25 protein-coding genes are annotated in these 25,998 nt (G+C 46.7%); 9 read left to right on the forward strand and 16 right to left on the reverse strand.

Annotation, left to right across the window (positions count from 1 at the left end; genetic code table 11):
• Positions 1–31: 31 nt before the first annotated feature.
• The gene (locus ICL07_RS28845; RefSeq protein ID WP_188091525.1) at positions 32–2,827 is read right to left on the reverse strand and encodes a T9SS type A sorting domain-containing protein; all 2,796 of its coding nucleotides are present in this window, start codon (positions 2,825–2,827) and stop codon (positions 32–34) included.
• Between the two features lie 382 nt (positions 2,828–3,209).
• Complete coding sequence (locus ICL07_RS32550) at positions 3,210–3,419, reverse strand: RagB/SusD family nutrient uptake outer membrane protein (RefSeq protein ID WP_188091526.1); 210 nt, start codon at positions 3,417–3,419, stop codon at positions 3,210–3,212.
• Between the two features lie 139 nt (positions 3,420–3,558).
• Between ICL07_RS32550 and ICL07_RS28855 the strand changes: the two genes are divergently transcribed.
• Positions 3,559–3,930, forward strand: coding sequence for a nuclear transport factor 2 family protein (locus ICL07_RS28855; protein ID WP_246485198.1), 372 nt, complete (start codon positions 3,559–3,561; stop codon positions 3,928–3,930).
• Positions 3,931–4,159: 229 nt separating this feature from the next.
• On the opposite strand, the gene ICL07_RS28860 is transcribed toward ICL07_RS28855, so the two are convergent.
• Together ICL07_RS28860 and ICL07_RS28865 are read right to left on the reverse strand one after the other, a co-directional pair.
• The gene (locus ICL07_RS28860; RefSeq protein WP_188091527.1) at positions 4,160–5,053 is read right to left on the reverse strand and encodes a class I SAM-dependent methyltransferase; all 894 of its coding nucleotides are present in this window, start codon (positions 5,051–5,053) and stop codon (positions 4,160–4,162) included.
• Positions 5,054–5,599: 546 nt separating this feature from the next.
• Complete coding sequence (locus ICL07_RS28865) at positions 5,600–5,785, reverse strand: hypothetical protein (protein WP_188091528.1); 186 nt, start codon at positions 5,783–5,785, stop codon at positions 5,600–5,602.
• Positions 5,786–5,993: 208 nt separating this feature from the next.
• On the opposite strand from ICL07_RS28865, the gene ICL07_RS28870 reads away from it, so the two are divergent.
• The gene (locus ICL07_RS28870) at positions 5,994–6,515 is read left to right on the forward strand and encodes a PDDEXK nuclease domain-containing protein (protein WP_343071131.1); all 522 of its coding nucleotides are present in this window, start codon (positions 5,994–5,996) and stop codon (positions 6,513–6,515) included.
• A gap of 310 nt (positions 6,516–6,825) precedes the next feature.
• Here the strand turns inward: ICL07_RS28870 and ICL07_RS28875 are convergent, their stop codons facing one another.
• The 10 genes from ICL07_RS28875 to ICL07_RS28920 form a co-directional block, all read right to left on the reverse strand.
• Complete coding sequence (locus tag ICL07_RS28875; RefSeq protein ID WP_188091530.1) at positions 6,826–7,764, reverse strand: TMF family protein; 939 nt, start codon at positions 7,762–7,764, stop codon at positions 6,826–6,828.
• Between the two features lie 185 nt (positions 7,765–7,949).
• Positions 7,950–8,135, reverse strand: coding sequence for a class I lanthipeptide (locus ICL07_RS28880; RefSeq protein ID WP_188091531.1), 186 nt, complete (start codon positions 8,133–8,135; stop codon positions 7,950–7,952).
• 35 nt (positions 8,136–8,170) lie between these two features.
• Positions 8,171–8,341, reverse strand: coding sequence for a class I lanthipeptide (locus tag ICL07_RS28885; protein ID WP_188091532.1), 171 nt, complete (start codon positions 8,339–8,341; stop codon positions 8,171–8,173).
• 230 nt (positions 8,342–8,571) lie between these two features.
• Complete coding sequence (locus ICL07_RS28890) at positions 8,572–10,725, reverse strand: chitobiase/beta-hexosaminidase C-terminal domain-containing protein (RefSeq protein WP_188091533.1); 2,154 nt, start codon at positions 10,723–10,725, stop codon at positions 8,572–8,574.
• Positions 10,725–11,750, reverse strand: coding sequence for an NHL repeat-containing protein (locus tag ICL07_RS28895; protein ID WP_188091534.1), 1,026 nt, complete (start codon positions 11,748–11,750; stop codon positions 10,725–10,727). Before ICL07_RS28895 ends, ICL07_RS28890 begins: the two co-directional genes overlap by 1 nt.
• A 13-nt stretch (positions 11,751–11,763) precedes the next feature.
• Positions 11,764–13,218, reverse strand: a complete 1,455-nt coding sequence (locus tag ICL07_RS28900; RefSeq protein WP_188091535.1) for a DUF1501 domain-containing protein — start codon at positions 13,216–13,218, stop codon at positions 11,764–11,766.
• A 41-nt stretch (positions 13,219–13,259) separates the two neighbouring features.
• Entirely contained in the window at positions 13,260–15,578 is a 2,319-nt protein-coding gene (locus ICL07_RS28905; protein ID WP_188091536.1) for a PSD1 and planctomycete cytochrome C domain-containing protein, read from the reverse strand.
• Between the two features lie 326 nt (positions 15,579–15,904).
• Entirely contained in the window at positions 15,905–16,150 is a 246-nt protein-coding gene (locus tag ICL07_RS28910; protein ID WP_188091641.1) for a winged helix-turn-helix transcriptional regulator, read from the reverse strand.
• A gap of 144 nt (positions 16,151–16,294) precedes the next feature.
• Entirely contained in the window at positions 16,295–16,678 is a 384-nt protein-coding gene (locus ICL07_RS28915) for a nuclear transport factor 2 family protein (RefSeq protein ID WP_188091537.1), read from the reverse strand.
• Positions 16,679–16,791: 113 nt separating this feature from the next.
• Positions 16,792–17,778: a hypothetical protein gene (locus ICL07_RS28920; RefSeq protein ID WP_188091538.1), complete on the reverse strand. Its 987-nt coding sequence runs from the start codon at positions 17,776–17,778 to the stop codon at positions 16,792–16,794.
• A 136-nt stretch (positions 17,779–17,914) separates the two neighbouring features.
• Here ICL07_RS28920 and ICL07_RS28925 point away from each other — a divergent pair, with 136 nt between their 5' ends.
• The 4 genes from ICL07_RS28925 (at position 17,915) to ICL07_RS28940 (ending at position 20,489) form a co-directional block, all read left to right on the forward strand.
• Complete coding sequence (locus ICL07_RS28925) at positions 17,915–18,796, forward strand: sensor histidine kinase (RefSeq protein ID WP_188091539.1); 882 nt, start codon at positions 17,915–17,917, stop codon at positions 18,794–18,796.
• Positions 18,793–19,536, forward strand: coding sequence for a LytR/AlgR family response regulator transcription factor (locus tag ICL07_RS28930; protein ID WP_188091540.1), 744 nt, complete (start codon positions 18,793–18,795; stop codon positions 19,534–19,536). The genes ICL07_RS28925 and ICL07_RS28930 overlap by 4 nt, the downstream gene beginning before the upstream one ends.
• Before the next feature lie 156 nt (positions 19,537–19,692).
• On the forward strand, positions 19,693–20,118 hold the full coding sequence (locus ICL07_RS28935) for a VOC family protein (RefSeq protein WP_188091541.1): 426 nt from the start codon (positions 19,693–19,695) through the stop codon (positions 20,116–20,118).
• A 2-nt stretch (positions 20,119–20,120) separates the two neighbouring features.
• Entirely contained in the window at positions 20,121–20,489 is a 369-nt protein-coding gene (locus tag ICL07_RS28940; protein WP_188091542.1) for a YdeI/OmpD-associated family protein, read from the forward strand.
• Between the two features lie 5 nt (positions 20,490–20,494).
• On the opposite strand, the gene ICL07_RS28945 is transcribed toward ICL07_RS28940, so the two are convergent.
• Together ICL07_RS28945 and ICL07_RS28950 are read right to left on the reverse strand one after the other, a co-directional pair.
• Positions 20,495–22,201 carry a peptide MFS transporter gene (locus ICL07_RS28945; protein WP_188091543.1) on the reverse strand — a complete coding sequence of 569 codons (1,707 nt, stop codon included), beginning with the start codon at positions 22,199–22,201 and terminating at the stop codon, positions 20,495–20,497.
• Positions 22,202–22,348: 147 nt separating this feature from the next.
• Positions 22,349–23,269 carry a hypothetical protein gene (locus ICL07_RS28950; protein WP_188091544.1) on the reverse strand — a complete coding sequence of 307 codons (921 nt, stop codon included), beginning with the start codon at positions 23,267–23,269 and terminating at the stop codon, positions 22,349–22,351.
• Positions 23,270–23,551: 282 nt separating this feature from the next.
• On the opposite strand from ICL07_RS28950, the gene ICL07_RS28955 reads away from it, so the two are divergent.
• Genes ICL07_RS28955 through ICL07_RS28965 form a run of 3 tightly spaced genes read left to right on the forward strand, consistent with a single transcriptional unit; the run spans position 23,552 to position 25,955 of the window.
• Entirely contained in the window at positions 23,552–24,610 is a 1,059-nt protein-coding gene (locus ICL07_RS28955) for a sensor histidine kinase (RefSeq protein ID WP_188091545.1), read from the forward strand.
• Between the two features lie 11 nt (positions 24,611–24,621).
• The gene (locus ICL07_RS28960) at positions 24,622–25,341 is read left to right on the forward strand and encodes a LytR/AlgR family response regulator transcription factor (RefSeq protein ID WP_188091546.1); all 720 of its coding nucleotides are present in this window, start codon (positions 24,622–24,624) and stop codon (positions 25,339–25,341) included.
• Positions 25,342–25,373: 32 nt separating this feature from the next.
• Positions 25,374–25,955, forward strand: coding sequence for an AAA family ATPase (locus ICL07_RS28965; protein WP_188091547.1), 582 nt, complete (start codon positions 25,374–25,376; stop codon positions 25,953–25,955).
• Positions 25,956–25,998 lie beyond the last annotated feature (43 nt).

A 25,998-nucleotide genomic window follows, 5' to 3' on the forward strand; every position in this document is an offset into this window, starting at 1 on the left:
TGGAGGCTACCTTGTTGGGCATACGCATCCGTCAACGAATGATGAGCTTTTTCGTGAGACTAAATGCTCTTGAACTGATCCTAACAAGGTAAACCCCTGTTTTTAGCCCCGATTCGATTTCGATCTTTTTACTGCCGTAGGTTTTCTTTTCGTATAGTATGCTGCCCCGGTTATCGCAAATGGTTACGATTACAATCTCCGGGATATCCGGAAGCGTAACTGTAAACCTGCCTGTATTGGCCGGATTGGGATACAGGCCGATAGCATCTTCGGTAACAATGGCTGCCGCTGATACTTTGGCTGCACCGGTCAGCGTGATACTGAAGGTTTGTGTGCTTTGGCATCCTCCGCTATTGGTATAGGTGGCTATATAGCTGCCTGCCTGATTGGAATGGATGTTTGAAATGGCTATTTCTCTCGTTGCAGCACTAAAATTATTGGGGCCGCTCCAGTTCCACGATCCTCCCTGTACAGGCTGAGGGCCAAATCGCACGCTGCCGCCTGCCGCCAAAGAAGCATTGGCTGTTTGTTGCCAGGTGCCGCCGTTGAGCTGGGTGTAAGGTGTGATGGCAGAAGGTGTACAGGCGTCGCTGCCGCTCTCTCCATAAACAATGCCTCTGCCTGCGGTGCTCATATATACTCTTCCGAAAACATTCATATCTCCCTGTACGAATTGTCCGTTACCCGGACCGCCATATTCATGCGTGTCGTCATTCACACGGACCCACGAAGCACCCTGGTCTGTTGAGCGGTAAACGCCACGGATATTGTTGATGGTCCCCCAAATGTAAATCGCGGGGTAGTTTGTTCCGGGAGCAGCCACCCCAAAACCGACGGCTCCGCAATTGCTGACACTGCTGATGGTCGAAAAGGATTGTGCTGAGTTGGTGGAACGTGCCAGCCCTCCATTGTTCAAAGCTATCCACACATGACCTTCCATGCCGGGAGCCAGCCGGATGATTTGGGAGCCACCGCTTGCAACTGAGCCGGCCTGAGAAAAGGAAGAGCCGCCGTTAGTGCTCACCATCACAGCGCCATTGCCGGGATTGTAAGCGTAAAATTTATTGGAATTGACAGGGTCGCCTGCCGGTCGTGCTTCATTAAAGCTTAAACCACTTACCGCAGACCAGGACGATCCGTTATTGGTTGACCGGTAGGTGACGGAAGACTCCTTCGGGGAATGTAAAACAGTATTACCGTTAGCTGATAATGCCACCTGCCCCTGCGTACCATTCATGTTATTTTGGGTCCAGGATATTCCCATGTCATTGGAATAGTACATGGAATTTCCAACACGAACGATTTTGTTGGTATTTTGAGCAGCTACTGCCAATCCGGTGGTGGTCCCCATTTGCGGTTGATGGATGGGTGCGTATTGATTAACATTGGTTGTATGTCTGAATCCGTCGTAGTCACCGATAACGGATACTACAGGACCATTGGGGATACTTTCCAGGCCGAGTGGAACGGTTTCCTCCAGTCCTTTTACAGCAAATCGCCATGTGCCGCTGGTGCTGATGTTATCATTTACAAAAATACCATTGCCTGAAGTGACCCAGACCCTTTCTGTATTGAAGGGATCGAATGCTATAGAGCCGGCCCAATGGATGGCATGCCCGCTTACCCAGGTGATGCCGTCGGGGTCCAGGGTAAATCCACGGTCTACCACGTCTACCCAGCTTGAGCCGCCGTTCGTACTCAGAAACATCCTGTCGCCCCAGGCGCCATTTTGGTTCATATACGTGTTGATAGTAGAAGCCACGATCCGGTTAGGATTGTTAGGGTCGACGCTGATGCCTCCGAATGCTCTGTTGAAACCGGAAGGAGTAATGTTCGTCCATGCGCCTGTGGAGATATTGTACTTCCATATCTGTCCGTTATCCATGGGCTCCGGCTGCGACCAATGGGCATGCGGCCCCGCACCATTGCCGTAAGTGAGATAGAGGGTGCCGTTACCAGCCAAGGCTGCCCGGTGTGGCATAAAGGTGGTGGTAGCGCCGGAAACAGCTGTAAAAGACTGTCCGCCGTTATCACTTCGGTACAGGTTGGTACTTCCGCTGCGTGACACACCCACAAAGATCCTCTGGGTAACGCCGCCGGAAACGCTGCTCCCGTCTAAAAGCACAAAACTTATCCCGTTTTCGTTGGGCGTGGTGGTTACATTCAATGAGCTTAACCTGCTCCATGTTGCACCAGCGTCAGTACTTCTGAATAATCCGTTCCATCGGGTACCACAGTACAGAATGTTACTGTTGTGTGGATCTACTACCAGCTTTTCTCCGGTTTGCCGCCCCATTCCATTTCCATGCGCCTTGAATTGTGTGCTGACATCTGTAATGGTAAAGGTATTGCCATAATCGTCAGATCGAAGAATGGCCGTTTTCCCGTTGTTGAAATAAGAGATCCCTACCAGCATATAGACCCTGTTGGGCAACTGAGGATCGATGGCCAAAGACTCGACGCCAAGGAAGCCGACTTCATTGTCCGAGACCCAATCTAACAAGGGGACCCAGCTGGAAGTGGAGGCATTCCAGCGGTAGGCTCCTCCCACATCTGTCCTGGCATACACCAGGTTTTGCGTGGTGGGGGACGGGATGATCGCGGAAACGAATCCACCGCCACCAATAGCTACATTCTTCCAAACATAGCCGGCTGCATTTTGGGCTTTTGCTTCGTAACCCTGAAGCAGCATACATACGATAGGTAAACAGAGAAGGACATGCGCCTTTTTCATGAGCTGTGGAAGTATCCCGGAGGGCATACAATGTCTGAAAACAAAAAGGCGTGTGATCTTTTGTTTAAACGGTGTCAGTAATTTGGTTTTCATAAACGTGAAGTGGTTTAGGTAAAATCGGCGTCAGTCGTTTATCGATCCAAAGCCGGATAATTACGCCTGTACAAGGCGCCGCCTCATTGGTTGCAACAGTATTAGTATATTTTGGCAATAATGCCGGCTACAGAGGCGGGAGCCGCCAGACGTTTTTTCATAACGGGAAATTGTTGTCTCGATTGAATGCGCTAAAGCTATGGAAATCTTCTTTAAGGCAGGGGGCTCAAATGTTGCAGATTACGATGAGAAATGTTGCAGGCGCCGTTTCATCTGCGGCCTGTGTATTGAAAATCAAATGAAAGAATATTTTTCTCTTATTGACCACGAAAAGAAGTTGCAGGAATACCCTGCAATTTCTTTCCGTGGCTGCGATCTTCGCTCAGTACCCCGGGTTTTGCACGATCGCCGGATTGCGGTCTATTACATCCTGTGGTACCGGGTTCAGGTACATTTTCCGGGTGAACACATGCAGGTGGAATACTTCCGCGTAGCGGTAATAAATGAAATTAGCGCCGCTTACCGCACCACCGCCTCCTGATATCTGCCATCGGCAAACAGTCGGGAAGTGACGTAGTAATGCCGGCTTCACGATAATCTTATTAGCGTGGAAAGGGTAAAGTGGCGCTTGTAATGCAAATGGATGAAAATCAATAATTATTCTTATTTTAACAGACCTTCCCCTCTTTGCATAAGAGAGCGGTGGGAGCGCTGCCGTATTACGGAAAAGAATGAACGAAAAACAATCACTGATGCATTTGACCAATAAATCCATCCTGGAAAAAGCCAATGCGGCGATCACAAAAGGCGATAATGAAGGTTTTCTGGCTTACTGCACCGATGATACGGAATGGGTGTTCGTGGGCGACAAGACCCTGAGGGGCAAGGAAACCGTCAGGCAGTATATGGCTGAAGCCTACGCGGAGCCGCCGGTGTTTCATGTCGATTACTTCATTGCCGAAGGCGAATTTGTGACGGCAGTAGGTAACATCAGCCTGAAAAACGGTGCAGCAGAAACGGTACACTACGCCTACTGCGACGTGTGGCGGTTTCGGGATGGCAAGATGGCTGAATTAAAGGCGTTCGTTGTTGAATTAACATAATAACAGGGTCGGACTCATTGAAAATTACTTTTGATATACCCTCTTTTTATGTGCGCAAATGATATGGTAGCCCTGTATGACAAAAATGGGGATCACTACCAGAATATCAAAGAAAAATTAAAGCCGCATAAATCACGGGATTTATGCGGCTTTTCTGCTTTTTGAAAGTAAATCGGACGTTATCAATTCTTTCCCATTTCCGGTGCGATAACAGTAACAAAATGTTTCTCTAACGGGATGCCTTTTGAAAATAAGTAATCTCAAAATCCCTGTTTTTTTCACCAGGGTATTGGTACTTACCTGCCTGTTTAAAAAATTCGGATTGTATGATTCCCGGGAATACGGTTCCCAGGAATATCAGTACCACCTGGTATGGAGTTGCTGCTACGTGTTTTTCGAGGCCCTGGATAAACTTGCTCTGAACGGCAACGGTAAAAGGTTCCCAAAAATACATGACGGTATTACCGGCAGGGAATTTAAAGTCCAGTACATCCACGTTGAATATTTCGGCTTCACATTTTGTCTTTTCGATCGCGTTATATTTTTCAATATTCGACAAGGCCTGCTCGCATAAATAGGACGATATTTCTACTCCTATAATGCGCTTAAAGCCTTGCTGGGAGGCTAATAGGAGATTACGGCCAAGACCAGAACCAATATCTATAAATGTCCATTCCGGATAATGCACCTGGTATTTTACCAGGTCCTGCAGTGCTTGTTGTACTATTTTTACAGGACTGGGATGAAACCTGGCAGCATACTTTATCCTGTCTTCAGAAACCTGTTCCGGCAGTTCTATCTGTTCGATGATAACTCCGGTGCGACTACCATATTTACTGTCAAAATCATCCGTGGTTTCCCTGTGGAGCGTTTCCAGATCAAATGAGCTCTGTACTTCTTCAGCCATACCGGCTATCAGAGCATCAATGTCAAAGGAGAAAATTGATAGCTGGTATTCCATTACCTCTTTATAATTGGAGGCAAGGATACCTTCGTATTTATCACATACATCCAATGCTGCCGCCATGATTTGTTCTTTCTTCATCTCTGCGTTTGTGATACCAGCTACCTCTTCCCTGATCTGAACGAATTTTTCCAGTAGACTTTTTTGTAATAGTTTCATAATAGTGTTATTAAAAATTGTAAGGGGTCGATTACTTCGTTTTATTCATTTAAAGAGAATAGATTGGCCCTTACATTAATGCGGCGCATTAATGCCTGACCTCAAACTGAGTGAAAATGCGAAAACAGTCTGCCTGGTCCGCCAGGTAAAGTGACGGCTTAAAGTGACTGTGCAATTGATGGCATCAGTTTGTATGATGGCTATCAGCTATAACCAATAAGAGAAAGAGAAGTAAATAGAGGTAGCCGTGAATAAAACAACGCTTCGCTACAGTAAACCACATAGCGGTTACCGTGAAGAAAAAAATACAGGAAGTATGGAGAAAATGTATGCAACAGTAAACCGGTCTCACTACAGTACCTATTGTCTTTTTGTTGCTACCAGTATCAGTAAGATAGTAAAATATTTTTGGATGATTCAATATTATTTTTAATAACCTATCATGTTAGCGAGATGACAATTCTTTCTTTGCATTCCGGAAAATAATAACAGGTGAAAAAATGTATCGTTGATCAGCAAAACGAAAAAGAGGCACTGTGAAATATTTTACTTTTTCTTTATCGATTTATTCAACAGTGCATCAACAGCTGGCAGGAAATTATCTTCTCCATTAAGCTTGTTCTCTAAAAAACCAACTGTCAATTGTAAAGCTGAATAGTAACGTTGATTAGCCGGACAGTTGCCAGCCTTTTTTACAATACTGGAAAAACAATCAAAGTCTTCATGCTGCATGGAGTCGATCGATGTCTTTTACCGGACGACCCTGGAGATAGTCATTCAGTGTAAACTGGATCAAATGTTTTTCCTCTGCTCCGCCGGCTGTTACCGGAATAGGGATACTTACACTTCCTATTTAGAATTTGTTAATCGTATATTTTTAACCACAACATGTAATAGCATTTTTGAACGGACGGTAATCGGTAATTCAAAACTCTCAGCAGTGCTGAGAGAAATTCATCCTAATATAAATAACACGTTTAAAGATAGTTATATATTTGATTTTTTGAACCTTCAAGAATCCTTTAATGAAAACGATCTGCAAAAAGCTTTAACAAGGCAAATGAAGGAATTTATTCTTGAATTAGGTAAAGACTTTTTATTTGTTGGTGAGGAATATAAGGTCCAGGTCGGGAACTATGATTTTTACATTGATCTGTTATTTTATCATAGAGCTTTGCAGTGTTTGGTTGCAATAGAACTAAAGGCAGATAGATTTAAGCCGGAACATATAGGGCAAATCAGTTTGTACCTGGAAGCATTGGATAGAGATGTTAAAAATGATAATGAAAACCCAAGTATTGGCATCCTGCTTTGTAAAGATAAAGACAAGGAAGTAGTTGAATATACATTGAGCCGGTGCATGTCACCAACCCTTATTGCTGAGTATCAGACCAAGCTTCCCGATAAAAAGATACTCCAGAGAAAGCTTCATCAGATTTTTGGAAACGATGGGGGAAAGTAATGGACTAACAATTTCCCGTCGCCTGAAAAGTGACCAGGTAAAACTTATCCCAATCACCAGAAGTATTATGAATACCTGCTTTAACACAGAGCCAGACCCAAGCTGGAAGCCCATAGAAAAATGTATTTACAAGCGATTAAACAGGACTATCCAGGTTGAGTTCTATACAATTGCCTTCCAAGGGCGAACAGCAAGATGAAAAAGTGGTATAAATACACAAATGTGAAGATTGTAGCGGAAGAAGCAAAAGATGATACCCAACGTAAGCTAAAAACGAAACGGGCGCTGAATTTTAGCGCCCGTTCGATAACTATTTTTTCGCTGCCTCCAGCTGTTCTATTCTCCTGGATTGATTCTCCAGTTTTTTATTCAATTCGAGAATATAAAGCGTAAGCTCTTCTATTTTCTGCATTTGCAGCCGTTGTATTTCTCCGAGGTCCTGACCTTCCTTTTTTATTTCTTCCGCAGAAGGGATGCCGGGAAGATGCTGAGATTCCCGGATGATTTGTGCTAACTTCTCCAGGGACGGTAGCTCATAATCTGCTTTGAAGACATAATCCGGCCAGTTGCCAAAGGATTTCACTTTGGCTCTGGTGAAGATCGCATCTCCGTTAACAGCCAGGCGATAACCTTTTGCATCATTGGTATTGATAGCGATGGCGCTGTTGAAAAAATGAGTGTTTGCACTCATGTTATAGAAATTCCTGGCAGTAATATTGGCGTATGTCTGAGCAAAGTCCTCGACAGCAGTCTTATAGGTGATGGGAGCATGATTTTCGGGTTGGTAGGGGAGCAGGTTGGGAGCGTCATATTTGGTAACGGTTATAGTTGAAGCCGAATGAAACTGGTAGGTAGTGCCCCCTCCGCGTAGCCATAATACAATGCAATTGCTGTTATTGGTAAAGGTGATATCTTCCCACGCAGCAATAAATTTGTTGTCATTTATGCCGTTATAGCCCTGGTTCATATCCACATCTATAAAGTGGGCGCCGGCTCCCCAGCCATTGGTGTGATACCGGAATTTTGCAATAAGGCTTCCCCGCCATTGGCTGTCGTCATGTATCTGACGGCCAATTTCAAATTCTGTCGCGCGGTCAGGTCCCCAGAAATTCGGGTCGGAAAAAGTGACGGGGTAAAACTTATCCAGATCGCCTCCAACAGTAAAGCCGAAGTTGGATTGTGCCTGGGAATAACGGGGGAGGATAAGCTGTATCAGGATAATAAAAACAATAGTACAGTACTTTTTCATGAGTATAGGATTTACGGGTCAGGGGCAAGGTAAAAAAAATCAATGAAAGATAGCGTACTAAAGAGTTTTATGGGCAGGTCTTATTGTTACAGTATTTATAAGCGCAACGGTAGGTATATACAGGGCAACCTGCCACATTCCGCAGCAGGGGGCCCAGGTAAAATTAACTGCGTTACGACAACGCACTACAGGCAGAGAATAAACTGATTTGTTTCAGTGTAACAGCCTGCATTGGGTAGCCAGGTGTGGCATCCATAAGTCTTTGCGGGAGCGCCTCCGACTACCTGATGCTGGCCTTGCTGGTTGAGCGTGGCTACTATTCCTCTTTGCAGAAATAGTTTTTTACTTAAGGACAGTGTTTTCTTTTTCATTTTGTGGGTTTGATGGTGGTGTTGTATTTCCTTGATCAGGGGCATTGATAGCATACGGGGCTACCGGTAATGGGTCTGGTTTCGCAGGCCAACCGGGTTGCGAGCAGGCCGCCAACTAAAAGCCCTTGCTCACCTGGAGTGAGTGTGGTAAGGGTTTCTTTTTTCAGCATGAGTTTTTTCTTCAGATCGATCTTTTTCTTTTTCATAACATTTTTTTTGGTACAGCCTCCCCTGTCTTTTATATGGAATAGCGCCATGGGGTGGATTTTCAGCGCAAGAAGCAGATAAGGAGTTTGGGTTATAGTATGGGTTATTTATCTGAAGTGTTTAAGATAGGTAATCTTTCCCTGGGGAGATAGAAAATAATAGCAACAAAAAACGTTGAATGCCTGCGCCAGGAGCGCAGGCATATTTTATATTATGACTGCGGATATTGTCAGTTGAACAGCAACTCATCTGCAAACACCCAGGCATGTTTTCCTTTGCCGGGATGCCAGGAAGGAAGGATGGCCGGTGTCATGGTTATCTTCATGTACGATACCTGTGTAAGCGGAAAGGCGCAATTGATATCCATCGCGGCAACCGGATCGTCTTTTTTACCTGTAGGGGGATTGAGCTTTTTCAGCAGCTTGAGATGCCGCGGATCGGAGCCGCCCCATATTTCAATCTGATGTGGCAGAAAAATATATGCGCCAACGTTACACAGCGTGCCTATCGTTACTGACTGAAGCGGGACCGGCTGGGGAAAACGGACAACGGCTTCCAGGATATTTTTCGTGTAGCCGAGCCATTTACCGTTGTTATGGTCCGTTCCACCTTTTTGACCGTCTGTAAGGGTACTGCCACCGCTGGCAATATAGGAGCCTTCCGGCTGGTTGACCAGTGTGATACTGTCGGGTGTATACGTAGTTTTGAGCAGCTGGAACTGTATTGGATCGCTGGTATACCATCCTTGTTTGCAGGCGATAGCGCGTACCGTTGTATTGCCGGTAATCAGAAGGCTGTCTTTAAATACCGGTGATTGCAGGCTGTCGGGAGCGCTACCGTCGATTGTGTAACGGATGGCTACTCCTTTCACCGGATGTTGCAGCTTCAGCTGGGTACTATTTCTGAAAACGGCTGTGGTATTGAGTATGGTAGGTTGATTCAGCTTTAGTTGTTCCCCCTTTTCGTTGGTGAAACCTTGTACGATGGTAACCTGCCGGAGCGTTTTTTGTACCTGCTGAACATCTGCCGGGGAGAGGCCGGTATTCCAGACATACAGTTCTTGTAAGGCTGGCGCTGATTTCAGGCTGGTAAGCTGTTGCAGCGTGACCGGTGTGCCGGATAAAGAAAGGCTTTGCAGGTGTGGTAATTTAGTGAGTGTCGCCAATGTTTGTCCGGTGATATTGGTAAAGCTCAGGTTGAGCACGCGCAATTGTTTGAACTGGGCCAGTATCTCCATGTCTGCATCCTGGACCGGCATCTTCTGTAAATGCATTTCTATCAGTTGCCCCTTTAGCGGCAACAGTTCACTAACAGATGTAATGTTGAATTTGTCTTTGTTGTACCAGTTCGCCACCAGCGGAGCGGCGTGTAACGCTACCGGGTATACGACGCGGTAGTTGTTGTTCAGCTGTCTGACCAGTTTATCATCTGCGGGAGAAAAATCATAACGGGGCTCTTTGGAAACCGCGGGTTGCAGACGGGAAGCGGCAATAAGCCGAAGGCTGTCGCCCGCAGGTAAGTTTACTACAGGTGTTTTAAAATCTGCGCCTCCTTTGATCCAGTAATAAAGCAGGGACACTTCTTCTTCAGTCAGCTGAGGTTTGCCTGTGGGAGGCATATGTTTCTTATCTTCCGCAGGAAGGTGTAATCTTTCCATCACTAAACTCATAGCCGGATTACCGGGAATGAATAACTTACCGCCTTTACCACCGGCAAGCAATTGCTGAGGCAATTCCATTGACAGGCCGCCTTTTGCTTTCGATGCATTGTGGCAGCTCATACATTTCTCTTCCAGCACAGGTTTCACCAGATGTTCATACACGAGGGCTTTCTCCAGGGGAACGGCTGTAGGGTGCGGGGTAACCGGCGCCAGCACGAAGTTGTTGCCATGTGTAATGCCGGCTCCCCAATGACCGGTCACCAGCAGCAAAGTTACCGCTATGATCGATCCTGTTTTGGGTAGCCATGGTTTAGGGAAGGCACGCAGCCAGTACAAGGCGGATGCGGCCCATAATACGGCCATTCCGCCCCATTTATGCCATTGTATGTTACCATCGGCATAACCTTCTTCCCGGGCCAGCACCAGCCCCATGATAACGGTGATGGCTGTACTGAGCGCTGCTACGAGCAGGAGTACGGAGGTGAATTGTGTTTTCCAGCGGTTAGCTTCCGGCTCGCGCAGTTGTACAAACAGCAGCAAGCCGCCCAGGATAAGCAATACAATAGGGAAATGCAGCACCAGCGGATGCATACGACCCAGCACCTGCAACCAGGCCGGTGCTACGATCCTGCTGCCGGCCACGAATAAAACCAATGCAAAAATATTAACAGCAAATAACAGCTGGTTGCCGGCATCCTGCCAGCCAACACGGTTCCACTTCATTATACCCTCCTGAGTTTATATGGGTACACTTTACCGGCAGCCCATTGTGCTACATACAGATTTTCGTCATTATCTACACATACATCATGCGGATGAACGAAGATTTTCTCCGCCTGTTGCATGGGCTGCAACTGTTGACCGTTATACACCGGAGCGGTACCGCCAATATTGGATACTACCTTGTTGTTTTTATCCAGGATGGTAACGAAGCCGCTACCACTAAGATTCATATCAGGGGAGCGTAATACGGCTGCATAGAGATGATCACCTTTGATGACCGGGCGGCATACGCAGGCGCCGGGCAAAGATATTACTTCCAGCAACTGACCATCCATGGTGAAACGCTTGAAACAATTACGGGTACGGTCGGTCACCAACAAAGAAGGGGCGCCCTGGCGGCGATCAATACAGATGCCGTGTGCATTGTCCAGGTGCGCATCGCCTTCACCGCGACCGCCAAAAGTGCGCAGCAGCTTGCCCTGATGATCGTACTGCAGGATATACTGCGCGCCATAACCATCTGCAATATAAATATCGCCGTTATCCGCGATAGTGGTTTCGGTAGGTACAAATGCTTCTTTCTTTTTGTAGAAACCGGTTTCCGCAGGATAATCGATCGTCATCAGGATTTTACCATCCATCGTGGTTTTATAGACCTGGTGTTTTTCTGTATCGGTGATGAACAGGTATTCGGTACCATTTTCATTGGCCAGTGTGAGACCATGCGCACCTGGAAACTCATGTCCCCAGTATTCCAGTAGTTTACCGGATTTATTATAGATGAGGACATTATTCTTCGTTTCATTGGTAAGCAGGATAATGCGGCCTTTTTTGTCCTGTATCATTTCGTGGCAGTCTTTCACGGGATGCCTGCTGCTGTCGAGGGTACCCCAACGGGTGTCGAGGGTATATCGCATACCCTGGTGACCGTATACAGGGCCTTTAGGGCGGGCAAAGAGATCGCGTGAAATGTAAAAAGACGCGGTAACTAACGCGGATGCTTGTATGAATTTTCTTCTCTCCATGAATATTTTTTTATCAGGCCATGAGCCCGGGTATTACTTTTCCGGCAACGTCGGTGAGCCGGTAGCGGCGGCCCTGGTGTTTGAAGGTGAGTTTTTCGTGGTCCAGCCCCATAAGGTGTAATACGGTGGCGTGGAAATCATGTACATGCACAGGATCTTTTACGATGTTGTACCCGAACTCGTCGGTTTCGCCGTAAACGATGCCTGGTTTTACGCCACCGCCGGCCATCCAGATAGAAAAACAGCGGGGGTGATGATCGCGGCCATAATTGTCTGCCGTCATTTTACCCTGGCAATAATTCGTTCTGCCAAATTCACCGCCCCATATCACCAGTGTTTCGTCGAGCAGGCCGCGTTGTTTGAGGTCGGTGATCAGCGCTGCAGAAGCGCGGTCTACATCCTTTGCCTGTCCGGCCATTTCATTGGGCAGGTTGCCATGCTGGTCCCATCCCTGGTGATAGAGTTGCACGAAGCGTACACCACTTTCGGAGAGTTTCCGGGCCAGGAGGCAGTTGGCGGCAAAGGTGCCGGGGACAAGGCATTCCGGCCCATACAATTTGATGATGTCGTCTGATTCTTTGGAAAGATCGGTTAGTTCCGGTACGGCTGTTTGCATACGGTACGCCATCTCGTATTGCTGGATTTTGGTACTGATTTCCGGATCGCCAAAGTCTTTGTAAGACTGATCATTCAAGGCGGCCAGCTGGTCCAGCATCTGGCGCCGGTTAGCCATATCAATACCTTCAGGATTATTGAGGTACAGTACCGGGTTATCGCCGCTGCTGAACTGTACTCCCTGATGGATACTATCCAGGAAGCCGTTGGACCACAATTTGGAGTACACGCCCTGGCCGTTGCCTTTACCGCGTGACAGTAATACACAGAAGGCGGGCAGGTTTTTATTTTCGCTGCCCAGGCCATAACTCATCCAGGAGCCAAAGCTGGCGCGGTTTCCCTGTTGCGCTCCTGTCTGGAAAAAAGTGAGTGCCGGGTCGTGGTTGATCGCTTCGGTAAACATCGACCGTACGATGCAAATATCATCCACTATCTGTGCGGTATGCGGAAAGAGATCACTCACCCATGCCCGGGCCGCTCCATATTGTTTGAAATCAAAATGGGAACCTACCAGCGGAAACGAAGACTGGCCTGCGGTCATGCCGGTGAGTCTCTGTCCCATGCGTATGGAGGGTGGTAGCTCCTGGCCCATCATGTCGCGCAGCTTAGGTTTATAGTCGAAGCTCTCCAGTTGTGAAGGGGCGCCGTTCTGAAACAGGTAGATGATCCTTTTGGCCTTGGGAGCGAAGTGTGGCATGCCGGGAATGAAGGGTGCTTCATGGGTTCCGCTTTTCCCGAAAAGATCGGGTATCAGCAAAGAGCCGAGGGCTACGCTACCGATGCCTAAACTGAGCCGTGACAGGAACTTCCGACGGTTCATATTCAGGTGATGCTCCAGGAATTCATTTTTCATCTTGTTAATTTTTTTGGAAAGAATGATGGTGAATCGCCGGTTTACGTTTTGGACAATGTTTCTTCCAGGTTATAAATGGTGGTGATCACTTGCATCATGGCCGCCCAGGAAGCCTGGTCCAGGTTGGTTGCCATCGGGTATTCTCCATGGTGCAGCAGTTTAGCGGCATTGGCCGGTTGCTTTTTATAATACGCTTGTTGTTGTTCATAATATTGGAGCAGGGTAGTCGTTTCTTTTACCTGCGGCGTGCGGCATACGATCAGGCGAAATGCCTGTTGTATATGCTGTTGTACGCCGCCTCCCTGTTGCAGCAGGTGGGAAGCCAATACCCTGGACGCTTCCAGTACGGTAGGGTCATTGAGCATCATGAGCGCCTGCAGGGGAGTGTTGGTGGCAGCGCGTTTTACTTCACATTGATCGCGGTTGCTGGCATCGAAGATCATCATGGAAGGTGGTGGCACCGTTCTTTTGATGAAGGTGTAAAGTCCACGGCGATAGAGACTGGGGCCATGGTCCTGCCGGTAGGTGGAAAGTTGTCCCCGGCCGGATGTAGCCATTTCCCACAGGCCTTTGGGCTGATAGGGTTTTACACTGGGGCCTCCGATTTCAGGCACCAGCAGTCCGCTGCTTTGCAGCACCAGGTCGCGTACCGTTTCTGCGGGCAGGCGAAAACGTGGTCCTCTTGAAAGGTATATGTTCTCCGGATCGGTCTTCATTTTCTCCGGTGTGATCACAGCAGATTGGCGGTAAGTGGCGGACATGACCAGTTGTTTTACCAGTCTTTTAATATTCCATCCGTGTTGTGAAAAATCTGTTGCCAGCCAGTCGAGCAGCGCCGGGTTGCTGGGAAGATCACCCTGCATGCCGAAATCGCCCGTGCTTTTTACGATGCCTCTGCCAAAAAATTCCTGCCATACCTGGTTCACAAAAACACGTGCGGTGAGTGGATTTTTGGGATTGAACAACCAGTTGGCGAGGCCCAGCCTGTTACCCGGATAGCTGGTGGTATTGAAAGGTAGTATAGCCGTTGGCGTAGCCGGTGTTACTTCAATGGTAGGGTTGTCGTAGTTGCCACGGCCCAGTACATATGTTTTCCTGGCCGTATCGTTATCTCCCATCACAGATACAATCAGTCTGGCAGTGTCCTGTTTGTTGAGGAAGTGCAGTACGCCCTGAAGATCTTCTTTGGAGATCTCCATATAAGGTTTTTTGGCGTAGGTTTCAGGTCCGCCTACCGTTGATTCCAGGCCTACCTCTTTTACATTGTTGAAGAAAGCAAAGAGTTGGTAATATTCCTTCTGTGAAAAGGGATCGTATTTATGGTCATGACAGTGCGCGCATTCTATGGTGATGCCCAACAGGCTTTTACCGAAGGTATTGGTGCGGTCGGTTACATATTCAATACGGTATTCTTCATCAATTACCCCTCCTTCTTCCGTGATTTTATGGTTTCGGTTAAAGCCTGATGCCAGTAGTTGTTCACGGGTGGCATTGGGGATCATGTCACCGGCGAGTTGCCAGGTCACAAAATCCTTATAGGAGAGGTTACTGTTAAATGCATGTATCACCCAGTCGCGCCAGGGCCACATACTGCGGTAGTTATCGTCCTGATAGCCGTGTGAGTCCGCATAGCGGGCTACGTCCATCCAGTGAACGGCCATTTTCTCTCCGTATGCCTTGTCCTGCAGCAGTTCATCCACCATTTGTTCGTAGCCTTTGTCGCTGGTGTCTTTCGCAAAACGTTCCATTCGCTCCAGGGTGGGAGGAAGGCCGGTGAGGTCCAGGCTGAGCCGTTTTAGCAGCCGTTCATGATCTGCCATTGGGTTGGGGGACAGCCCTTTTTCGGCCATCTGTGCCTGTGTGAAAAAGTCGATTTCATTACGTGTCCATTGTTGGTCGGTTACCCGTGGTAACGCAGGAGATACCGGTGGAACGAAAGCCCAGTGTGGTTTGTATTTGGCGCCCTGTTTAATCCATTTCTCAATCAGTTTTACTTCAAAACTGCTGAGCGCCATGTTACTGGATGGCGGCGGCATGCGCATGGATGTATCGGAGGTGCTGATGCGTTGGTATACTGCCGAAGCCATGGGATTGCCGGGTACCAGCGCATGCGCGCCGGGAGCGTCTTTCAGCGCTTTATAGGCGCTGTCGGCGATGTCGAGGCGTAGACCTGCTTCGCGTTTGTTGGCATCCGGGCCGTGACAGGCAAAACATTTGTCGGACAGGATCGGGCGGACATGAAAATTATAGTCCACCATATCAGGCATCTTTTCAGATGACTGGTCCTGCGCATCCTGGTTATTGCAGGCCATAAAAAGGGTGAGGATACAGGCAGCAGCCTTTACATAACGTTGGAACATAATCTGGTTAGGTATATATGATTGTTCACTTCCTGATCTGAATGACGTATATCTTCCTATGTGATAAGAGCGCAGTATGCCCTGTACCGGACATAGCTACGCTACACTGATTTTGATTGCAGCTATTTCTTTTTTCCTTGCTATCCAACAATCGTTCATATGTATGAACATAAACAAATATAGTGTTTCTACTTACAAATAGGCAAGGATGAAAATATTTTTTTTAGGAACGGAAGCGGAAGGATTTTGGGAGATACGCCATGGCGGCAGATAACCATTGTTGCTATGCAAAAATAGTATGTAATTAAGTCAATATTGTTCTAGTATTATACCTTGTCTCCCGTATGTTGCAACCCTTTCGTCAGCAGGTTATCTCCCCATTTTTCCATCAGGTCAACAATCGGCAGCAGTGATTCACCCAGCCCGGTCAGAAAATATTCTACTTTGGGCGGTAGTTCCGGGTAAATTATTTTTTTGACAACACCGTGCTCTTCCAATTCTTTTAACTGCAGACTGAGTACACGCCTGCTCGCAGTGGGATTATGCCGGGCCAGTTCGCAAATCCTTTGGATTTTTCTTTTCTTACATGAACGGAAAAACGAGAATGGAAGATTTTAGGAGGATGTGTAAAAAGCCTTTCGATGCGCTGTCTAAAGCCCCTTTACACATCCTGACGGGTATTGCCGCAGATTGATAACTTTCTAATTCATGGATGTTCATTTTAACTCTTCCCGATAAGAGACCTTATCTACGATCTGCCATTTCCCTTCCAGCCTTATCAGGTTAAACCGGTCAATGAACCGAAAGGTATCAAAGGTCAACTGTACCTGGGCTGCCCCGGTATCTCCATCCCAGTTATAGGAGAGGAGTTGGGGCTGGCATTTCTGTAGTGTGGCCTGAGCTACGAGGTCCAGGTATTGCGGCAGTGTCCACTGCATCAGCTTTCCTTCCATGATGGTCCTGATGTGCGCATCGGGGTGAAATGCCGCCCGGAGCCTTTCCATGTTTTTTACCGGACGCCCTTCGAGATAGTCATTCAGTGTAAGCAGGATTAATTGTTTTTCGTCTTCTACGCCGACTTTGATTGCTGGAGTTTGCATATGATATACCGTATTTGGTTTGGATGCCACAAAGCTATGACCTCACGTTGTTTTATCAGTTGCTGTGATCAAATGAATAATTGTGAAATTCAAAGAATGGGACATCTGATACATCACAGTTTCGATGAAAGGGACTCTCCATTAAATGTCAATTCCCGCAGGTATTTATATTCCCCATTTTCCTGTTTGAAAACGCATTGTTCCCAAAAGTGATCATCGTCCAAGGTGCAGGAGGAATGAAGATAGTCAGCGGCATCCCAATAGGTAACAGTCTTAAGCTGGTTTATGACAGAATCCGCATAATGAAAGTCAGCACCGGGAGGGAAATAGTCCCATTCATAGATGTTTCCGGCGTCCGGTATATAGAGTAGATATTTGATGGTATAGCCTTTTTCTGACAGACCTTTGGCTCCGGTTACAAGCAATACGAAACGTTTGTGCAACGGGAATATACTGGAGAAATGTTCGGATCCAAACATGCCGGTCATGCTATCATATTTGTCGGGGTAATTTATCCTTAGTTTCTCCGCCAGTCGCTGGAGCACAGCAATTTCCAGGTACTGTCTGAAAGCCTGGTTTATTTTTTCTTTTCTACGTTGTTTAACAATGGAGACAAGGAATGGTGCCGTTATAAATTCCAACATGTCAGTACTGTTATAACGGGAATGAAGTTCCTCGTAAGGCAAATAAACAGATTGATTAAAAACATCACGGGGGAAAACTGTATTTGTTGCCATCTCTTCGTCCGCGGTTTCAAAGAATGTCAATGATCGTATAATAAACCATTCGCCTTCATAAAAGGCTCCATAAAAGCTAACACTGTAAGCTTTACATGCAGAGGGTTGTAAACCCGTCCCTGGTGGTAATAGCTCCCATCTCGCCTGTTCTGCAGGTCTCGTTGGTCTGCTGACGATGGAGTAGCTATCAAACTGAGATATTAAAAAGCTCAGATCATCAGTATCAGGAAACTCACTAACAAAGGTGGTCGCAAAGAATTTATCCTTTGACGGATTGAATAAACCGTTGCGATAATTCCTGGATAGGTTAGCGGGAACCCTTGGATATAACAATTTCCATACTTCATTCTGTTGGATGTTCATGGAATCAGACATTTTTTACGTGACAACCAAATATATGCTATTTAAAATAATGCCTGATTCTGTCTCATTTCACCCAATTACAAAGTGTATCTTCGTTACGTGGCATAGCGGGTATACTTTCGGGAAAAATGAAACTATGAGAAAACAAGTTCTGACCTTTATTTTGATGCTGTTCGCCGGATATGTACAGGCGCAGGTCTCCGCGGACACTACCACGGTGAAAAACACGGATGCCGCCATTAAAACAATTAAGAGCCACATTGTACAGTTACTGCACGACCCGGGATTTGTGAAGAGCACCGTGCTGCCGGTGGCAATAATGATATTGAGTGGTTTGGTTTCGTTGGTGTTGTTAACGTTATTCGTGGTAGTCAGGAGAAAACAAAAAAGAAAACTCAAATACCAGGAGCAGCAAACCAGGGAGGCAAAGCTCCGGTTGCAATCTATCCGGTCGCAGCTTAATCCGCATTTTGTGTACAATGCGCTGGCAGGGATCCAGAACCTGATGAATAAAAACGATAACGCGGCTGCAAATACTTATCTGAACAGGTTTTCGAGGCTATCCAGAAGAGTGCTGGAGGATGCGGATAGAGATTTGATAACCGTGGAGGAAGAAATAACGCTGCTGGATGATTACCTGAAAATGGAGCAGCTGCGTTTCGGATTCGTATATACGATCACGGTAGATAACCGAATTGACGCCGTCAATACAGAGATCCCTTCAATGTTGGTGCAGCCGTTTGTTGAAAATGCAGTGAAACACGGTATGGTGACCCTGAAAGAGGGGCATGTTTCTGTCAGGTTTGAAAATACGGCGAAGGGCATTAAGGTAGTCATAGAAGATAATGGTACCGGCTTTGATCTGGCTGCTGCAACAGAAGGGGTGGGACTGGAGTTGTCAAAAAACAGGATATCTTTATTAAATGAGGTGTATAAACATACGCCGGTGTCACTACAGGTCGGCTCCGGCGAAACCGGGACAACCATAACGATCACCTTAAATGACTGGTTGGCATGAACGCAATAATTGTTGACGATGAAGCGCATAATATAGAGAATCTGCAGGGTATCCTTACCCGGCATTACCCTGAAATAGTGATAGCAGGTACTGCTACTACCGTTAGTGAAGCTTTTGCGTTGCTGAAAATGAAACAGACGGATCTCCTTTTTCTGGATATCCGGATGGGTAAAGAAACGGGGTTTGATTTACTGGAAAAGTTGAGTCGCCGGGATTTTGAAGTCATTTTTGTCTCAGCATATGATAAATACGGCATCCGGGCTATCAAATTTGCTGCCCTGGATTATATATTAAAGCCGATAGATGAGACAGAACTGGAGATCGCTATTGCCCGCGCCCGGGAGAAGATAACGCAAAAAGCCCATCGCAGCCGGCTCGATTTTTTAATGGAGCACCTGCGGAAATCGGAGCATACACCGGCAAAAATCGCTTTGCCACTCTTCCAGGAAACACGGTATGTGAAAGTAAATGATATTATCCGTTGTGAAGCACAAAATACCTATGTTCATTTTTACCTGGAAAACGGAGAAAAAATCCTGGTATCCCGCCCATTGAAAGAATATGATGACTTACTGGCCCCGCATGGGTTTATCCGGTGTCATCAAACCCATCTCGTAAATCCTCTTTATATCAGGAGCCTGCTGAAGGAAGACGGCGGTGTTTTATTGTTGACTGATGGCGCCAGGGTGCCCGTTTCTAAATCAAAGAAAGAGCATGTGAAGCGACTATTAAATAAATGATATAAATATATTATGTTTATCTGCTTCTTTCTTATATAGAAAAATAGTCCACCCCTCATACCAAAACTTTTTACATTTTTAATCCATCCCTCCTGACATAGGGTTGTCAAAACCCGCTGCTACATTTGTTAAACAATCACCAAAAAAACTATCCAAATGGCACAATCATCAGTATTACGCGGCATGGCAACCATCACTTATTATGCAGCAGACCACGCCGCAGCAAAAAAATGGTACTCCGAATTTTTAGGCATCGCTCCCTATTTTGACATGCCGGGTTATTTTGAGTTCCGCCTGGGCGACTATCAGCATGAGTTGGGTGTGATTGACGCCGGATATGCGCCACCGGCAAGATCTGGGGAGACCGGCGGGGCTGTTACCTACTGGCATGTGGAGGATATCAAAGCTACTTTTGACAGGCTGATAACACTCGGCGCCACCGAATTTGAACCCATCACCGCTCGCGGCCAGGAAGGAAGCGGTTTTGTCACCGCAGCGGTAACAGACCCCTTCGGCAATATCATCGGCATCATGACCAACCCTCATTACCTGGAAATCTTAAAACAAAAAACCGCTTTATAGCAATGGAAACACTGGACGGAAGACAAGCTGTATACGCCACCACCAGGGCTGAATGGCGGAAATGGCTGGAAGAAAACTGCCAAAACGAAACGGGCGTATGGCTCATACAGTATCATAAAAAAAGCAAAGCGCCCTGCATTTCACTGATCGACGCAACGGAAGAAGCGCTGTGTTTCGGGTGGATAGACAGTAAAGCCAAAAAGCGCAATGAGGAAAGTTTCTACCTGACATTTACGCCCCGTAAGGCGAAAAGCAAATGGAGCAAACCCAATATAGAAAGGGCGGAACGAATGATCGCCACGGGCCTCATGACATCGCACGGCCAGGAAAAAATTGACCTGGCCAAGCGTACCGGAATGTGGCAGGAGTAGTCACATTACTGCCGGGCTACCATCATAGAAGCCAGCCATTTAGACATCAGCAGTAACATTACTACGGCAGCACCTGCCATCACCACAAACAACAGGAAAAAATCATAGGCATTGCGGATCATATATCCTCCGAAAACAATGGTCCTGCCATGTTCCGGATAGAGGGTACTTAATACGCCGGCAAACTTATTAGCGGCTGCCGTGGCCAGGAACCAGACGGCCATCAGCAATGAGGAAAATTTAAGGGGTGACAACTTATTGACCAGCGATAATCCTATCGGCGACAAACATAATTCTCCGAAAGAGTGTAAGGCGTACATACCGGTAATCCAGATGATGCTTACTTTAACACCGGGTGTGGCTGATTTCACGCCGAACGCAATCCACAGATACCCGAATGCCAGCAACAGTAGTCCCAGCGCCATTTTTACCGGGGCCGACGGTTCATGCCGCCCCAGCCTTGGCCATAGCCACGCAAAGAAAGGTGCAAATAAAACAATGTAAATGGAGCCCAGTGAAAGAAACAGGCTGGGAGGTATTTCATGAAGCTGCAACTCGGTTTTATGCTGTGTCAGCAAGTAGGCATTCCCTGCCACGATGCCTAAAAACAAACCAGACAATAAAACGTATAGGGTTCGCCGTAGTAGCTGGTCGGCGGCCGCTGCCAGCTGTTTGCCTGTTTTCCTGCACAAACGGTATAATATATAACACAAGGCCACCGATAACGCCTGCAGGCTCCAGACAGGTATGCTCCAACCCAGGTGCCTGTCTGTTTGTTCATCTGCAAAAAAAGTCAGCGAAGCGCCTGCCTGCTCAAAGGCTGCCCAGAAAAAAATGACAAAAAACGAAATAATGAAAATGACTTTTATCCGCTGCTTTTCCATCCTGGTAAGCGATGGGTCCCGGAAAATGATTATTGCAATCAGTATAACCGCCGCCAGTAGCAGATAGGATAGGTAACTCACCACTTCTGCATCCAGGTAGAGCAACCCGATCATTAACGCGGTAATCAGTAACAATCCGCCAACTATTACCACCGGATGCAGCATCTTGGCTGGTACCCGTTCCGGTGTTAGTCCCAGTACCTGGCCGTCAGGACCGGTCACATAACGGCGGTGAAACACCACCTGCACCAGTACACTGATCACCATACTGATCCCCCCGGCGAGAAAAGCCCATTTGAAATCAGCCGGATCGCCGGTATCACCAGCCAGGCCACAGATAATCGGTCCCAGGGCTCCGCCGGTATTGATGCCCATATAAAAAATCGTATAGGCGGTATCTTTACGCCGATCACCATCTGGATATAACTGCCCTACAAGGGAAGATATATTGGGTTTGAAAAAGCCATTGCCGGCAATCATGGCGCCCAGGCCACAAAAGAAAAGCAGTAAGGACAACTGCGGATAAACATGAAACAGGGATGCGCTGATGAATAAAATGATCTCGCCCACTGCCATCACAATACCGCCTGTAATAATGGATCGCCGGTTGCCCCAGTAACGATCGGCGATGTAACCGCCCAGCAGCGGCGTCAGGTAAATCAGCCCGGTATAGCTGCCATACAGGTTGGCCGCAAACACTTTACTGAACAATAATGCTTTGGTCATGAACAGGATAAGAATAGCTCTCATCCCGTAATAATTAAAACGCTCCCACATCTCGGTAACAAACAGCAAATAAAGACCTTTAGGATGGGAAGCTTTTGGCATAACGTTGTTTTTTGACAGGTACGGTATCAAATATGCTGTTCTTCAGCAGATATTTGTTCGCAGGAATTAACCTTATCTACGTTCATCTTAACCAAAAAATGGGCATCCGGAAAACCGGACGCCCCGCTTTATTTAAACGTCAACCTATTATTTACTATACTCGTAGGCAATATTACCTTTACTGTTAACCGGTTGTTGATTGTTGGTGCCGTAGATGCTGCTGGTGAAAGCCACTTTTACCGGGCGGTTGGCAGTGTTATACTCATAAGTGTTCTTTTGTACGGTTACAATAGAATCCTGTTTATTGTTGAGGTTAACATACTGCACCTTCCTGGTCTCCAGTGAATTCTGTTCACTGAATAATTCATGCACATCGCTCTCCACCAAATAACGCAGTAACGGGTGGGTGATGTAATTGGCATGTTGATCGAATCCGGCCACTGACAGTTGAGAGATTACTTTTGAACCGTCGGTGGTGGTTTCCTGATAGATGTTTTTCTGCTCGTAGGCGTAGGTAGCGATGACTTTGATATTGGTACCGCCGCCGGCTGTAGTAGTGACAGTAACCAGGTTACCATTGGCATCGTAGGTGTATTGTTCATCTTCCTCCGGTTTACCTGTCGACTGATCGTAGCTTGTTTTCCGGGAGATATTTCCTTTAGTGTCCCACTCAAATTTAGTATTGCCGGTGAGCAGGAATTTGCCGGGAGACATGATGTTGGCGGAATAATTCAGTACTTTTTCCAGTTTACCGTTGGAACCGTATACCACGGAGTCTTTTCCCATTAACATATTACCGGCATAGTGGGTAATAACAACAGGTTGCAATTGCTGGTTGTAGCTAATGAGCTGAATGAGGCCGTCGTTGCCGCCACCTATATTGATGCGGGTCAGCAGACCGGGTTTGGGAGCAGGAGTAGTAGCCGGCGGATTTTTACTGTCGACCTCGGTGCCGCCATCGGGGAAGTGCATCTTGTTGCAGGCCGATGCTGCTAACAGGGTTACACCCAATAAGGCTACTGACAATCTGGATGGATTCATTTTTTGCTCCATGTTGCGATGTTTCATAAATTGTTGTTTAGGTTTTTACTGAAGACAAATGGTTTATTATTGACAAGGCATAGTACGAAACAGGAAGCACGTTATCTTCCTTCATCTGCTACTGGTTTCCGGTTTACAGATGCAAAGAAAATGAGAATAGTTACCCGGCTATATGAATTTTGATCATCTTACCGGAATTGCTGACTAAAGTGCAGAAATGCTATATGATCTGCGGTAAAAGGGTGTTATATATTGCCGGAATCGCGTTTGGTTTGGAATTTTTTTACTTTTTTGCATTAAAATTGACTGATGTCTAAGCCATCTTTTTTGACAAAAACCTGGCCTGTCATCCTCATTGTTTGGGCGATGGATATGGTACTTACCTCTCTCCAGATCCATATGCAGGGGCTTCCCGCCAGGGAAGCGCTTCAATTGGGGCTGATGGAATCGTTTCCGAGTGCGTTGTGTGCCTTTTTACTCTGTTACTGGATGCTGCCGTTCTTTATGAAGCGCCGGAGGATGTTCCTGTTTGCCATGTTGGCAATAATGCTCTGCTTTACCACCAGCCTGCTGACCGTGCATTTAAGTTTACCGATATTATGCAACAGCGCCGGAAAAGTCCTGGCAGAACCGCAGCTATGTGGTTTACAAATGATGCTCCCCGGGCACTTTATCGGGTTGCTTTTTACCAGCGGTACCATCTGCGGCATCCGTTTTTACCAGGAATACGCTAAAACCATGATTGATCATGAACATCTTCGCAGTACCCACCTGGAGGCGGAACTGACGTTATTGCGCGGGCAGCTGGACCCACACAGTATGTTTAATATGATGAACAGCATCCATGTGCTGATAGAAAGAGATGCCCGTCAGGCGGCCGACATGGTGCTGGAGTTCTCCGGGATGTTGCGGTACCAGCTTTATGATGCCTCCAAACCCGCTATACCATTGCATCAGGAAATTGCCTACCTGCAGAACTATGTGAACATAGAAAATAAACGCCGTTGCAATGAGCTGGAAGTAACCTGCAACTGGGAACCACGGCTGCCGCTCTGTTATATTTCTCCCCTGATCCTGACACCATTTGTAGAGAATGCTTACAAACATGTGTCCCAGTTTACGGATCAACCTAACTTTATCCATATAGATCTTTTCCTGGAAGGGGATACCCTGTTTTTTGCAGTCAAAAACAGCAAAGAGCCCAGTATGGCTGTCCCCGGAGAGATTCCCCGTCATAGCGGGATTGGGTTGATCAATGTGAAAAAGAGATTGGCGCTGCTATACCCGGACCAGCATTTCCTGTCCATAGATGAAACAGCAGACCTGTTTGTTATTTACCTGGAAATAAAAATCAACGTTCTCCAATAAAAAATTGCCGTATGGAAATTAAATGTATCATCGTTGATGACGAAGCATTAGCCCGGGAAGGGTTAAAAAAATATATCAGGACGTTTGACTTCCTATCCCTGATTGCTACCTGCAACAATGTGGCATCGGCGCGGGAAACGCTGGAGAATACTGCTGTGGATCTGATGTTTCTCGATATTAATATGCCCAAGGTAAGTGGGCTGCATCTGTTGGAAACCTTATCCGATCCACCGATGACGATCCTGGTGACGGCCTATCCGGACTATGCCCTGGAAGGTTTCCGGCTCAATGTACTGGACTATCTGTTGAAACCGCTTTCCCTGCAACGGTTTAACCAGGCGGTGCTGAAAGCAAAGGACTATTTTGGCCTGCAGCAGCAACCTGCGGCTGCCCTTAATCCACCAGCGCTGGATTACATCTTCGTAAAACATAAACAGCTATACGAAAAAGTGATGCTGTCCGACATACTTTTCGTGGAAAGCATGCAGAACTATGTGCTTATACAAACTATCCATACTAAAATCATCGCCTACCTGACGTTTAAAAATGTGGAACAACAGTTGCCGGCAGATAGTTTTCTAAGGATACATAAGTCCTATATTGTCAATCTTCAGCAGGTGAATAAACTCGATAGCAATATGGTACAGGTTGGCGGACATACGCTGCCGGTGAGCCGTAGCCAGCGCGAGTTGCTGATGCAGGTGGTCAATAAGCGGTTGTTGAGTAAATAATAGATTCCGGACACTTATTCAGATATAAAATCATGATAATTTGGATTAACGGCGCATTTGGGGTGGGCAAAACGCATACAAGCTATGAGCTTTGCCGCAGAATTGACAACAGTTTTTTATTTGATCCTGAACAGGTAGGCTTTTTTCTGCGAAAGAATTTGCCCCAGACCGCTCAATATGATGACTTTCAGCAAATGCCACTCTGGCGCAGGCAGGTATTGGAAAATCTCCTGTATTGCGAAGATACTAATGCGGTCACCATTGTGCCCATGACATTGGTGGATGATGAAATATTTGATTTTATCATCGGAGGGCTTAAACAGCAGGGAGCGGATGTCAGGCATTTTTCGCTCATGGCCGGCAAACAAACAATAGAAAAACGGCTGGCAAGGAGAGGTGACAAAAATGCCTGGAATTATAAGCAGGTAGACAGATGTTTAACTTCCCTGGTGAAACCAAAATATCAACTGCATATTGATACGGAACAATACACGCTTGACGAAGTGGTGGAAGCTATTGCGGACAATATTCACCTGCCACTTTCAAAAGGAAGACTGAATGGCCTTTTGAAAAGAATAAACTGGTTGAAGACTACCCTTAAAAACATCCGGTAATCCCGATGCCGCCGGCAAATCTGGCGCCCTTCCCAACGTCCGA

It is taken from the genome of Chitinophaga qingshengii (assembly GCF_014529935.1).
Taxonomy (GTDB): Bacteria; Bacteroidota; Bacteroidia; order Chitinophagales; family Chitinophagaceae; genus Chitinophaga; species Chitinophaga qingshengii.